The sequence below is a fragment of the Rossellomorea sp. GAMAL-10_SWC genome (assembly GCF_049568075.1).
GTDB lineage: Bacteria > Bacillota > Bacilli > Bacillales > Bacillaceae_G > Gottfriedia.
Genome location: NZ_CP144911.1, coordinates 2209389 through 2223001, shown reverse-complemented (window position 1 = coordinate 2223001; position 13613 = coordinate 2209389). Strand labels below are relative to the sequence as shown.

Here is a 13613-nt window from a genome sequence, read left to right as displayed (position 1 = left end):
AATGAAAATATTATGCAATTAACGCATGCGTTAGTTGTACATCATGAGTTGCTACGGCAGCTTATTTTTTTTGAAGTAAATGGTAGCATGTTGAATAAGATTATATTAGTGGTAATCAAACCATTTATAGGGGGGACTTTATGGGAGAAGAGTTTATGGGAGATGGGTTTGCTTTAATATCGTTTATTATGTTATGTGCGATTGCTTTTTTTACATGGGCAATATTAAGTATGAATAACAAACTTAGACTCTTAATAAAAATTCTACTAAAACAAAAGGACACTCATTTTAATGAAAAATATATAGAAGAAGAATTAGAAAAGTACAGAGATAAATAAATTGTTATTCAAGTAACGCAATACGTTAGTTTGATAACATTTTGGAGCTGTGATCAGCTCTTTTTTTATTCAACAAAATGGCAGATTAGTTGAACAAGGGTTTTCTAAATAAAGTCCATACTATACAAATCGATAATAGGGAAATATAGTCCTATACCATTAAAAGGGGACATATTTAATGAAGAAAATAATGCAATTTACCTTACTATTTGTTGCACTAAATCTATCACCGATATTTGTTCAGGCTGACGAAAAACCAGATGAAGAGCTAATGAAAATTGTTAAAGAGTTTACCCCTTCGAACGCTATACTTGTAAACCCTAAAAAACCTTTGTCTACTTCTCCAATTCAACTTTATGACTTTAACCAGGATGGGCAGAAAGAATTAGTCGTAACCTTTAAAATTAAAGAAAAAGAGCAACCTTCTCCTTCCCAGTATGGAGTAATATTATTAAAGAAGATTAATAACGAGTGGAGAAAAGTATGGGAGACAAAAACTCAAGGAGTAAATTTAGATTTTTCAGGATTAGCTGATATTACTGGTGATGGTGTAAAAGAATATTTATTTGGTGTTACAGTTGGTGCAGCAGTAGGAAGCAACCTTGAAATTTTTCAGTGGATTGATAACTCATTTAAAAATATCGCAAAAGTTCCTTATCATGAAATCGATCTAGTGTATGATAATCAAAAAGTAGGTATGGCAGTTTGGCGAGCGTATATTGCCGATAGTTATTTAGTAGATGTATTAAAATGGAATGGTGAAAAGTTAGTTTATGATAAAGAATTATATTCTAAATACTATCCTGTTATAGAAAAGGTTTATAATGATAAAATTTCAAAAATGAATGTGTGGTTTTACTGGTATTGCCTTGCAGATGCTCAAATTAAATCAAATTTATTCGAAGAAGCTTCTAAATCAATTGAAAAAGGGAGTTTGTTAGCAAAAAAATTATCAATGCCTGAGGTCGTTCAGATCTTTAACAAATTAAGTGACAGATTGGAAGAAAAGAAATATGGCATGTACAACTAACTCTTGCATTAATTAAAAAACACGATTGGCTGAAAAGTTGATTTTTTTATTGAGCTAAGTTTCAGATTAGTTAAATAAGAAAAACCTCATTTGGAACACTAAAATGAGGTGTTTTTTGATGAAAAAATATATGATTTTAGTGACAATATTACTTTTATTGGTTCCCAAAAATATAGAAGCCCAGAGTGGAGAATATGTGGTAGTTTCAAAGTCAGACAAAGAAAATATAACCCTGTATGCTAAGAAGTTTGGAGGTCTGTATAGGGATTTTAAAATTGATTTTAAGGGTGAAACGTATTTTAGACCTTTCTGGATGAATGTAACCAATCCAACATATGCACCAAAAATTAATTATGAAGATATTAATAGAGATGAAAAAAAAGAGTTAATTATTACATTAACTAAAGGTTATGGCACAGGCGTATTAGATGAAGAGGTTTACGTTTACCGATATACTAATGGATTGATTAACGTACTTGTTGATAATCCTTTAGCAAATATATATAAAAATGTAAAAACAAAATTAACCACAGAAAAAGCCCAAGTTATTATAGGTGACAAAGAATCTATTGTTGATACTAAATCGATTGAACCATCACATTTATTTGAGGATATTGGTTTTGGGAGTATTGTTGATTATGAGGTAATAAAGAAGCAACTAATGGTCAGAGTTAGTGGACAAATATCACCTGCGATGTTTATTGGAGATATTATTATTGTTTATGAATATCGTGATAAAATGTATCAAGCGAAAACAATTGAATTCATTCCTTATTATTTAAATGATAAAAACCCTTTTTATGGTCCAACAAATTATTCCATTTTATACAACTAACGCATGCTTTAGAGGAACAAATTTAATGTTGGTATTGAAACAAAATAGAGGGAGACCTAAATTGGTTTCCCTCTATTTTGTTATTTTAATATTAATCACTCGTTGTTTTTGAATTGTATATAGTCCTCAATTACTTCTTTATGAAATAATGTCCAGAATTCATTCGTGAATTGAGGAATTTCGTCTAAAATAAAAAATTTTGCATCACTTGTTTCTTCCGTACATTTTATCAACGATCCCTTCCATGTATCAACCAAAAACAAGAATTCAAATAATTGGTACTCATCACCAAACTTATTTTTTTACCATATTTTGGATTGGAATAGATTGCAATTACTTTTGCAGAAATTACATCTAAGCCTGTTTCTTATTTTACTTCTCGAACCAAACACTCAAAAATAGATTCATCTAATTCAATTGAACTAGCAGGCATACTCCATCTACCCTCACCTATTCTCTCAATAAAGAGGATGTTTCCAATCGTATCTTCTATAATTACTCTAATTGATGGAACTATTAACTTTTGATGACCTACAAAATTTCTAAGCTTCCCGATATATGTCTCTTCCCAATTCATTGTAATCCCCACTTTTATTAATTAGCTTTATCTTTATACATTCCATCCTAATCTTAGTCTAAGTTATTAGGGGGAATGTATGAAAAGAACTAGAACCAAGTGACTTAGTGTTAAAAAAGTTCGCTGTAAATGTTCAAATAAAATTTATCGTAGAAGGACCTTTAGTAAAATCAGACGAAAATAGTATATATTTTAAAGAATTTAACTTGATGAAAACATGGTTTTTTTTAGTTGTATAATTATTTTCTTTATTTTAATGGCTAAATTTGAAACGTTTTGGGATAGTTTTCAGTCTAATAATTGTAAAGATTGGAGGGGTGACATTGTTGATGGAGGAAAAAATCAATCAAGCCAAAAAAGGTGATAGTAAAGCATTTCAGGAGCTAATTGAAGTTGAGAAAGAGAAACTGTATAGAACGGCTTATTTGTACGTAAAAGATGAAAATGATGCATTGGAAATAGTACAAGAAACGGTTTATAAAGCATTTATTGCAATAAAAAATGTGAAAGAAGAACAGTACTTTTCAACCTGGTTGACTCGAATCTTAATTAATAATGCGTTAGATTGGATGAAGAAAAAAAGTAGAATGATTCCAATAGAAAGAATAGTTGAATCCAAACAATTAGGATGTGAGCAACTTGAAGAAAATATGGATCTTCTTCATGCAATTGACCAACTGGATTCAAAATATAAAACGGTAATCATTCTTCGATATTTCAACGATTTCACGATTAAACAGATTGCACAAACAATGAAATGTCCAGAAGGAACTGTAAAAACAAACTTACATAGAGCGATTAATCAGTTGAAAATGGATCTGCGAGAGGAGTATATCTTATGAATAATTTCTCAACTAAATTGAAACAAGAAATTCAGAACATACAGATTCCAGAAGAAAAATTAAATCATGCCATAGAAGCTGCAATCAAGAATGGAAAGAGTAAACAAAGAACACTTGGACGGAAGATACTTTACGGTAGCAGTGTAGCTGTATTATTGTTCAGTTTGTTCATCAGCGCTGCTTTTATTTCACCTACGATGGCAGAAGTCATTTCCAAAATACCGTATCTTAATCATATTTTTAAATCGAAACCTTTAGAGAAAGTGATTTGGGAAGAGCTGAAAGAGAGAGGATACAAAATAGGTAGTTTCGGTATCACTTATTCACCTAAGAAAACAATCCATATATGGGTAGATGGATCAGAGACATATTATAATGAGGTAAAAGGCGGAATCAATAAGACTGTAAACGACATACTCAAATCAAAGGGCTACGATTCTTATTCCGTGAAAATTTCCAAATTTCAAGAACGGATCGACTATGAATTAAATGAAGCAGAAAAGAAAGAAAAAACAATACTTGAAAGTGAAATTACGAAAAGATTAACAACTTTAAATTATACATTTAACATGGTTCAAGCTGACCCGACGGAAGATACCATCTTTATTAATATGGAGGGGTCAAAAAAGTATTATAACGAAGTGAAACGGGATGTTGAACAGGTAGCGAAGGAAATTGCTGAATCAAATCATTATCCTGGATATAACATTAAAGTAACTAGAGTAACGGTAGAAGTTAGAGCAGCTGATAAAGGAAGTCAGATTATTCCTGCTATAGCTGAAGGACTACTGTCAAAAAAAGAGTACAAGGTTACTGGAGTCGGTTATAAAAGTAAACCATTTATGATTATGATAAGAACTTCCATACAAAGTTATGATCCAACAGCAAAACAATTAGGAATGAAAATTGATAAAGCTATCAATGAGTACCTAAAATCAGATGATATTTTGTCTTTACTTGGTGATGAAAAAGTTAAGGTTATTGTATACAGTAAGGATAAAAAGAAAATAAATTGATTTATTAAATAAAATCATACTACTTAAGTTGCTTCCGCAGCTTTTTTTCTTGTTCAAATGAAATACATAGCACTTTCTACTTTCTACCTATTGTTATTATTTAACTTAAAAACTGCATTACTTAGTAAAATTACAAATTGTAATTTAGTAGCTAGATGTAAAACAAGCCACCCTTCTCTTTCGAAGATCAAAGCATTGAAGCCATAATATTAGTCTTTCACCTAGTTTGATTTCCCACTTTTGTTCAATAGGTCGAATAATAATTTGGTAATGATTTTTATGTACTTTAGAGTTTTACGCGTCTAAAACGAAACATTCATTCCATCATTTGTATGATGTAATTCGGACAATTGCTATGAATTTGGCAGTTGTCTTTTTGGGTTTTTACTTAGTGCGTATGCTGATATTGCAAAGTATTTTTATATAAAAACAGTTTATTTTTAATTAAGAATAATAAACTGTTAGCTGGTCATACTATCTATATAAATTGAAAGGAAATTTATCAAATGAAAAAACATGAAATTCATGAATTATCAATCGGATCAATTCGCTATGTCTATGATGAACATGCAGCAACAAAATGGTTTGACTTATATGTAGAATTTGCAAAAGAAATGCTTATCACGAATGCGTCTAAAAAAGATGGACAGACGTATATTGAATAAGAAAGGAGTGAACAGAACAGTGAAAAAGACAGTAGCCTATTATCGTAATTCAACAGATCTACAAGAAAATTCGATTCAAATGCAAAAATCAATGGCGTTAACTTACTCTAGTAAGAATCGGATTATCATTGATGAAGAGTTTGAAGATATTGATACGTCTGCAAGGAAACTTGGGCTAAAAGATAGAACAGGAATTCATAAAATTCAAAAACAAATTGAGAAAGGTTTAATCGAAGGAATTGTTGTATATAAGCGTGATCGGCTGGCAAGAAATGTGCAAGAACACTTGGAATTGTACCAACTGTTTAAAACACATCATATTAAAGTTCATTTTACTTCACAAAATGAAGTACCGATGATGTACACACCTGTTGGTGAATATTTAGAAACCATATTAGGTGCGATGGCTGAGCACGAAGGGAAACAAATTGCGCTTCGAATTCTTGAAACAAGGATCGCGAATTATACTAAAGGGATTAAACTTGGTAATCTCCCATTTGGTTTTAAAAAAATTGAAGTAGAAAATGAGTTGCCCAAAATCGAGATAGATGAAGATGAGATTAAAATTGTAAAAGCCATTTTTGATACACTCTTACATGGAAATCATGAAAATGTTTCATCTATTACGAGGTATTTAAGGGAAAATGATTTTATTCGAATGACCAAAAAAGGAAAAGAGCGTTCTTGGGATGAGACACAATTAAAAGAGATCATTGGTAACATGATGTATGCAGGCACTCGAATCATGAAATTTGGTAACGAGAAATATGAGAGAAAATACGACGATTTAGCCATCGTTACAGAAAAAGAATGGCTTGATGCAAATGCCATTTTTGAAAAAATCCTCGAAAATAAAAAGGGTAAAGTAAAATTTCGCTGTCCTATTCTAAAATTCCTTTATTGCAAGGAGTGTAAAGCGAATTTAGTTTTAAGTAAGCAAATGGTGGGTGGTACTAACTATCGGATTGTAAATTGTGAAAACGAGGAATGTAAAACAAGAGCCTTTTTAGATGATGTTGAGCATAATATTAAAGTTCAATCTGACTTTTACTTTCAAAATCTACTCTCTAACCATTTTAGTGAGCTTTATAAGCGGCAGCAAAAAGCAAACGTAAATCGTTTAAATACTATCATTGAGAAGAATTTTCAATTGGTCAAAGGATTAGAAGATGAAGCAATTAAGCGAACGGAAAAGTTTATTAAAAGTAAAAACCAACTTCATAAAGATAATCTCGTAGATTGTTACCGTAAATTAAAAGAGATTAAGAAAGAAATAGCTTTTTATTTTGAAAAGTTAGAAGAAATAAATAAATTTATGGATAAAATTAAAAAGTCACATGATCTATTTAAAGGAAATGTATTAGAGAAAGTATCAATTGATGAATTGGACATTTTTTATACGGATATTATTGAAAGTGTTCATATCGGAAAATACGAAATAGATTTTCAGTTTAAACATCCATTTTTTACAGCAAAGGAGATGTATAATCATGACACAAAAACCACTAACTTATCATGAGGTAATTCAACCTAATCGAAAGGCAGCTTTTTATGCACGATATTCGACTGATAAACAAGACTTTTTAATGCAAAAAAATGCTGTTGAGAATTTTTTAGCTGAACATAATTGTATCTTTTTGGAAAATCATCAATACATAGATGCAGGGGTATCCGCTGTTAAAACACCACTTAAAGAACGAGCTGCATTGCAAAAATTAAAAGCTGCTGCGAAAATGGGAGAATTTGATTTTATAGCAATCTATAAGGATGACCGAATTGCACGTGACACAGTAGAACATCAGCAGTTTAGAAAAGATATGAATGAAGTAGGAATGCCAGTAATTAGTGTGTTAGACAGAGAATTATATACATCGATGGAAGTAATTCCGCGTGCAGTAAAAGATGGTATGACGAGAATGGAATATATTTACATTCGAGAACGAACAGCAGATACTTTACGAAGCAAGCAAGAACGGGGGGAATGGACTGGCGGAAAAGCTCCTTATGGCTATCGTTATGATTGTCAAACAAAAACATTTTCACTTGTGAAAGAAGAAAAACAAATTGTTATTAAAATATTTGATTGGTTTAAACGTGGTTATGGCTTTAATGAAATCGTCGTAAAAGTACAATCTGAGCTGAATGATGGTGTTCAAAAATGGAGTAAGGATAAAATAAAAATGATTATTACAAATCCATTTTATGCAGGATATATAACCGCGAATCGGTTGAAAAAGAATACGTTGACTGATCGTGAAACATGGAAATTTGCAAGGAATCCGACAATTATTCCCATCATTTCAATAGAAGAATGGGAATATGTAATGCAATTATACGAAAAAAAGAAAAGTAAAGGGCATAATCCGAAACGGTACAATACACCATTTATATTAAAGGATATTGTTAGATGTCAACAATGTAAGCAATTATTAAAAACGAAGAATCAGATAAAGGAAGTTGGTGAGAACAACTACGGCGACCTTTATTATTATTGTGAGTCCGATCAATGCTCATTAAAAGTAACAGCAAAAAAGATCCATGATTATTTTAAAGATGAATTATTATCAAACTTACTAGCATCGAGCAAAGAGAAGGCTTTCAATAAAGCAACACAACAATTAATAGCTGACCAACAAAACATCAAAGACACTATTCTTCATTTAAATGAGCAAACAAGCGAGAAAAGCATTCAAATTAATGAAATGGAAATGCTCCTTCAAGAAATGTTCCAGAAAGATCTAGAAGAGAATGAGGAAAATGCATTGTTCTTAGAGTCTCTACTTCATTATCAATTGTTTATGAAAAAAGAAAGAGAACAAATGTACAATCAGCTAGGAAAATTAAAACAAAAGCGCCAACAGCTAGAAAAAGCAATAAAATATGCGGAAGGTCCTCACTCAATCCATTTTAAAGGTTTTCAATTAACAGAAGAAAGTAGTCATGTTCAATTTAGAAAAATGATATTGGAGTTAATTTCTGATCTATATGTGGATCTAGATGGTAAGCTGCATTTAGATGTAATCAATTAAATGGTGTCAACGTAAACCGAGGGCTAATGAAGCTTTTGGTTTATTTTTTTGCAAAAATCTATTTTTTATCAATTCTTAAGTTGAAAATGATTAAAAAAATGAAGAAAAATGAAAAAAATAATAGTAACAACGAATTACGAAGGGGGTGAACCGTTTTTCGTAAGTAGGAAATTGAAGAATAAAATTAATATCCGAAAAAGATCCAACTGGACAAGTTGTATTGGAGGAATAAATACGAACAATCAGAACGACTAATATCTGTTTACTAGCTTAATTGAGTAATACTTTATTAGATTTGAATAAATTAGATGGCATTTTTTTCGGTTATTAGGAAATCCATATTTATACCTATCGGTAAATAGGATGTAAACCGATCGGTTTACATCCTATTTACCGAAAAAAAATTTAAAAAATTGCTTGTCCCCATTGATTTCAAGGGGATTTGTCCATTGGTTTAAAAATTGTGAATAGTTAGACTGATTATTTTCGGCTATATAGATTACTCGGTTAAAGACAAGCGGTTATTAAGATTATTCGGTTAAATGAAATTATATCTAATCTTTAGTAGAATTATAGAGGATGACTTCGATTTAGAGAGAAAGGCGTCGAATACAGTTTACCTAAGTAATATTACTCCAGTAGCTAAAGAGCTTGTCCAAATAAATCTTTTTAAGTGATTCCTTAACGTCAATAGTTGCTATAAAAACCTTTAAGCATAAGTAGCAGAAAAGGAGTACTGATTAAAGGAATTTTTAGAAAATGAAAGCCTAAATACTAATATAATTCGTTACAAACTGATTTATTTGAATGTGGTGTACAATGGACATAAAAAAATGATTTGAAATGTGAAACGTTTAGTAAAACAATAATTTCGTATCCGTTCCTGTCTTAAACACATCAATCAATATTACTTGCAGAAGTACAATATAAGAAATAACAAAAGTAGGCTGTTGGAAATTTCAATGGCTTACTTTTGTTTTTCTAGATGATGGAACAATTGCAAGGAATGCATCTTATAAGATAGATTTTTAGGATTTCTTATGAAATAATCTCTTGAAGATAAATGCTACCTATTTATCATTTTTGGGTACTTTTTATTTATCAACCTCTTACTGTTTGTAATTTTTGAAATTTAATTAGTATTAACAGGCATTAAATTAGTCAATTTTTTAATTTTCCTCTCATAAAATTAATTTAGTTAATATCGTTCATAAGGAGATGAGTAATGAAATATTACACTGTCGACGAAGCGTTTAAATTATTAGAGCAATTTGAAATTTCTCGATCAAAACAAGTTGTAACTAGATGGGTCAGCAAAAATTTAATAAAAAGTGAGAAGAAAGATCACTGTTATTATATTAGAGAGGAAGACCTATTGAATTTTATCGATGAAAAGAAGCCTAAAATGCTTGAGTTACTTAACAATTCAAAAATAATAAAAAGTTCAATTGAAACGTTAACCGAAAAGTTAGGATCTATTGAACAAAAGATTACATATTCTTTTCATGCACAAGCAGAGGAACTCGTATCAATAAAAGCAATTGAAAATCAATTAATCGAGATAACAAACAGTATGTCAAGTTTTAATGAAAATTTGAATTTAATTAAGCAAATAATAATTTCTCTACAAGAAAGCGACTTAAATAATACTGATACCAGTAAAAGTAAGTCAAAAAATAATTCAAAAAAAGAGGATGGAACTACTCAACTTGCATTTTTCGAAGAGAAAACAGTTAATGAGGAAGAATTAATGGATACAAATTTACCCTTTAATGATGAACAAATTCTAGATGCAATGCATTCAATATTATCATTTGATATCTTTTCAAAATATAAAGAAGAAATTTTAAGGAGTATCAAAAATGTATTATTAAATAGAATTTCAGAATGGAACCAACCAATAGATAAAAAGAAATATAAATGTTTATACTCAGGAAAACAGTTTGAAATGTGTAAACCATTTTTGAAACTGACAGCCAAATATGTTGCAGCTGAACATTTTGAAAAGGATGGGAATAAATAAATTAAGGATGAAACACCAATGAACTGAGCGCATAATTAAATTCCGATGTATCATGTCTTTTACAACAGCGTTTATTTGTAAAATCAGCCACTGAGTAATTGTGTTTTCCAAAATAAAAACATGTTTCAGATGAACGAAACTCAGCTTAATAATATGCTGTTTCTGAGATACAAGATAATACACTAATTCTTATAACGAAGAATAACAACAACCAGTATATCTAATCTACAATGTAGATGAATATTCGAATGTTAGGTAATATGCATGCTATTTTCTTTAATAATCTAATACTAAATAAAAATGCAAAAACTGAGATTACTGTTATCTAACTTTCTTTTCAATTAACCAGTTAATATTTGATTCTAAACTAAATAAAACAAATTCATACGATTCTTCGTCCACTTCTCTTAGCAATTCTAATTGTTGAAATAGACGACTAATTCTTGAGTTTTCATCTACATTTAGAGGAAGTAAGGCAAGTTCTTCTTGAAATCTCTGAAGTAGCGAGAACGAGATATTCTCCGTTTTTCCTGTTTCTAATTGGCTTAAGTAACTCGGTGAAATATTTAGTATTTTAGCAAATTCATTTAAACCATACCCTTTTTGAAGCCGTAATTCCCGCATTTTTTCACCCAGGTCAAGTAACATAATTTCCCTCCGAATCAGGCTTTATTAAACATAATTTCGATAAATAAAGAATATTCCCTTCAAATATTTGTGTTTTAATATAAGTTTATTGATCTATCTCATTTGATTTAATAAATAGTCGGTAATCATGAAACAGATGCTGTCCACATATACTATTTTAATTAATTTTTCAAGCAGCTTTTAATAAGGAGGGAAATTAATGTACTTTATTTGCCCAGAACACGAGAACAATTATGAATTCTTATTAAAATATTTTAAAAATGATCATAAAGACTATAAAAAGGCTTGTTATGTAGCTGCTATTCCTATAATTTTTAATCGTATCGATTTCACAGAGCGTATAAATGGACCATTTGATTGGTATTTTAAGAAGGAAAATTCTAATTTGGTGTATTCTTTAAATGATGGAGAAGGTACAAATTATTTGGTTGATTTGGGATTACATTTTTGGTCGGGGCACAATCCATTTCATTTAAATAATGCTTCGTATGCATGGAGAAATAATGAGGATTACTTTAAGGTACTTCAACAAATTTGTGTTATGTAGATAGAAATGACCCTATTTTTATTTGGGTCATTATTTTTTTATATAAGAGATTGAAATTATATAATTGAATCTAGACAAGCTAATAGATGCAACAATTGGAATAAACTATAGGTGGAGAATTGCAAACCTGAAGTGCGAAAGATAAGAGGTAGGTTTTTTACAGTAGGAGACATTGAGGGAATTACGTAGTCAAATTTCACAGAAAAAATAAAAAAACCACTAAATGAAGAAGAAGACCCTTATTATGTAGCGTTCTAATAAAGTCAATTTGGGTCAATCTTTTGAACAAAACTCCTTTTCCTTATTCAACATAATGGCAGTTTAGTTTAATAAGGAATGCTATAATAAATTGGTAAATTTGAAGTAGTAGAAAGATTCATAACTGAGGAGTGAATTCGATGATATTCAAGTTTTATAATGTTACAGGTAGAGAAGTAAGCGTTCATCCTGCAACATGTTGTTTTTCGTTTTTCTATTAGCAAGTATTTATAATTTGTACTTTCACAGAAAGCATATAGATGTCATTTTTGCGATTTTGTTTATGATTCAGGTATGTCGCGGGATATTAGATACAGTTTAAAAGGCGAGGGAGAGGTAAATAAACATGAATAAAGAAGGATTAACGAAAGAAATGGCTTTATATATGTTGAACCAATTAAAAGGGTTTGAAGATACAGAAGGGTATGATGATGTTTTACAATACACAAAAAGTGTAACTGAACTTTTCGCTTCTAAAATTATGATTGAAGAAAAGTACAGTGAAGCTTTTAATGAAATAAAAAAAGAATATATCGAATCTATCAATGAAGATGAAGATGATGATGAATTGATGAAATATGCTCATAGTCTACATGAATACATTGTAGAAGATTTACTATTTTACTTAGACGATTGTGAATACTCCGATGAGATTGAAACAGCTTTTGGCGGATTAAAAAAACACGTCAAATATGGTGATCATAATGATGATGATGAATATGAATTAGATAAAATAGCAGAATTTAATATTGTTTATGAAAGTGAACATGTTGAGAGTATCAAAAGTAGAGCAATCTTACTTAATGTTATAGATGATAACGATATTGATTACTACTCAATTAACTCAATTAATAATGAGTTTTATACAGATGAAGAAACGATGGAGATTTTAGAAAGATTAGTTAAGGAGATAAAAGAAGTGAAATTGGTTTAAGCTAGAGGGGTAGTTCTCTGGCTTTTTTTATTTTGTCTTCTAAAAGAATGTGAAGTCGTACCAGTGTTTTTTTTCTTTGCAAAAGCACTTTTAATTTGGTGCAAAATATGATAACTCTACAATTAAACAACTAGAAAGCATGCATTAGTTGTACAACAAGATCGGCAGTTTAGTCGATTTCTTTATTCAACAAAATGGCAGTTTAGTTGCATAAGAATTTAGTAAAAAATATACTAAAAGAAGATATTGAGAAAAGGGAGAGCTTAAGTGAAACTGTACACTTTTCAAAAAACAGCTTGGTGGAAAGTCTGTCGTCAAAGCGGTAATTACAAAGCTGATTCTTCATTCATCTTCGATGAATTGATGAGAACGCCGTATACCTGGATGCTCGAACAGTTTAAGAAACACATCCGTGAAACGAGTGCATCTGCACTGATATGGGTATGGGAAGAAATTCCTGAAGGGTACCGTGATGGTGCAACGGACTGGGACATTGAAGAAGGTTATAAAGAAAATTATTTATTTATCTTCGAGCATAGCGAGAAGGAAGTGTTGTGGAGTTGTTATGACGCTTGGCATGTACCACTGAACGAGGGCAGACTAACATCTGCGGAAGAAGAACCATACGAAGACATTCTCCCTGAACGATTTGGGTGGGAACGAGTATTTGATTTTGACTGGCTAATAAAACAGGAGTATAGTGATGGGTCAACGAAGCAAGGCGTCATTGACGGCTTTACTGAAGACGAACTTCATGCGGTTTATCGCTTTAACGTAACTTCACATTCCTGGGAGCTACTTCACGGGAAAGCCGTGAAACTCGACTGGGCTTGAAAGGTTAGGAACCCTTATTCAACTCACTGGCGCGTTA

The 13613-nt window shown here is 30.7% G+C and carries 15 protein-coding genes; 12 read left to right on the top strand and 3 right to left on the bottom strand.

Annotation, left to right across the window (positions count from 1 at the left end):
• Positions 1-140 precede the first annotated feature (140 nt).
• From V5E38_RS10835 to V5E38_RS10825, 3 genes are all read left to right on the top strand, one after another.
• The gene (locus tag V5E38_RS10835) at positions 141-338 is read left to right on the top strand and encodes a hypothetical protein (protein WP_499213292.1); all 198 of its coding nucleotides are present in this window, start codon (positions 141-143) and stop codon (positions 336-338) included.
• 178 nt (positions 339-516) lie between these two features.
• Positions 517-1368 (top strand): hypothetical protein, encoded by an 852-nt coding sequence (locus V5E38_RS10830; protein WP_499213291.1) that lies wholly within the window; start codon positions 517-519, stop codon positions 1366-1368.
• Between the two features lie 118 nt (positions 1369-1486).
• Positions 1487-2203, top strand: coding sequence for a hypothetical protein (locus V5E38_RS10825; protein ID WP_499213290.1), 717 nt, complete (start codon positions 1487-1489; stop codon positions 2201-2203).
• A 95-nt stretch (positions 2204-2298) separates the two neighbouring features.
• Here V5E38_RS10825 and V5E38_RS10820 read toward each other — a convergent pair whose 3' ends face one another.
• Positions 2299-2436, bottom strand: coding sequence for a hypothetical protein (locus tag V5E38_RS10820; protein ID WP_499213289.1), 138 nt, complete (start codon positions 2434-2436; stop codon positions 2299-2301).
• A gap of 134 nt (positions 2437-2570) precedes the next feature.
• Entirely contained in the window at positions 2571-2780 is a 210-nt protein-coding gene (locus tag V5E38_RS10815; protein ID WP_499213288.1) for an NUDIX hydrolase, read from the bottom strand.
• A 329-nt stretch (positions 2781-3109) separates the two neighbouring features.
• Here V5E38_RS10815 and V5E38_RS10810 point away from each other — a divergent pair, with 329 nt between their 5' ends.
• From V5E38_RS10810 to V5E38_RS10785, 6 genes are all read left to right on the top strand, one after another.
• Positions 3110-3622 carry a sigma-70 family RNA polymerase sigma factor gene (locus V5E38_RS10810; RefSeq protein WP_499213566.1) on the top strand — a complete coding sequence of 171 codons (513 nt, stop codon included), beginning with the start codon at positions 3110-3112 and terminating at the stop codon, positions 3620-3622.
• Complete coding sequence (locus V5E38_RS10805; protein WP_499213287.1) at positions 3619-4638, top strand: hypothetical protein; 1020 nt, start codon at positions 3619-3621, stop codon at positions 4636-4638. The genes V5E38_RS10810 and V5E38_RS10805 overlap by 4 nt, the downstream gene beginning before the upstream one ends.
• A 506-nt stretch (positions 4639-5144) precedes the next feature.
• Positions 5145-5303: a hypothetical protein gene (locus V5E38_RS10800; protein WP_429900068.1), complete on the top strand. Its 159-nt coding sequence runs from the start codon at positions 5145-5147 to the stop codon at positions 5301-5303.
• Between the two features lie 19 nt (positions 5304-5322).
• Positions 5323-6822 (top strand): recombinase family protein, encoded by a 1500-nt coding sequence (locus V5E38_RS10795; protein ID WP_499213286.1) that lies wholly within the window; start codon positions 5323-5325, stop codon positions 6820-6822.
• Positions 6794-8332 (top strand): recombinase family protein, encoded by a 1539-nt coding sequence (locus tag V5E38_RS10790; protein ID WP_499213285.1) that lies wholly within the window; start codon positions 6794-6796, stop codon positions 8330-8332. Before V5E38_RS10795 ends, V5E38_RS10790 begins: the two co-directional genes overlap by 29 nt.
• Before the next feature lie 1225 nt (positions 8333-9557).
• Complete coding sequence (locus tag V5E38_RS10785; RefSeq protein ID WP_499213284.1) at positions 9558-10355, top strand: helix-turn-helix domain-containing protein; 798 nt, start codon at positions 9558-9560, stop codon at positions 10353-10355.
• Positions 10356-10676: 321 nt separating this feature from the next.
• Here the strand turns inward: V5E38_RS10785 and V5E38_RS10780 are convergent, their stop codons facing one another.
• A complete protein-coding gene (locus tag V5E38_RS10780; protein ID WP_499213283.1) occupies positions 10677-11003 on the bottom strand; it encodes a helix-turn-helix domain-containing protein in 327 nt (108 codons plus the stop codon).
• A gap of 199 nt (positions 11004-11202) precedes the next feature.
• Here V5E38_RS10780 and V5E38_RS10775 point away from each other — a divergent pair, with 199 nt between their 5' ends.
• The 3 genes from V5E38_RS10775 to V5E38_RS10765 all read left to right on the top strand — a co-directional run bounded on the left by V5E38_RS10775 (position 11203) and on the right by V5E38_RS10765 (position 13576).
• Entirely contained in the window at positions 11203-11550 is a 348-nt protein-coding gene (locus V5E38_RS10775) for a DUF2538 family protein (protein ID WP_499213282.1), read from the top strand.
• A gap of 604 nt (positions 11551-12154) precedes the next feature.
• Positions 12155-12742: a hypothetical protein gene (locus V5E38_RS10770; protein WP_499213281.1), complete on the top strand. Its 588-nt coding sequence runs from the start codon at positions 12155-12157 to the stop codon at positions 12740-12742.
• A gap of 267 nt (positions 12743-13009) precedes the next feature.
• Positions 13010-13576, top strand: a complete 567-nt coding sequence (locus V5E38_RS10765) for a DUF3841 domain-containing protein (RefSeq protein WP_499213280.1) — start codon at positions 13010-13012, stop codon at positions 13574-13576.
• Positions 13577-13613: the final 37 nt, after the last annotated feature.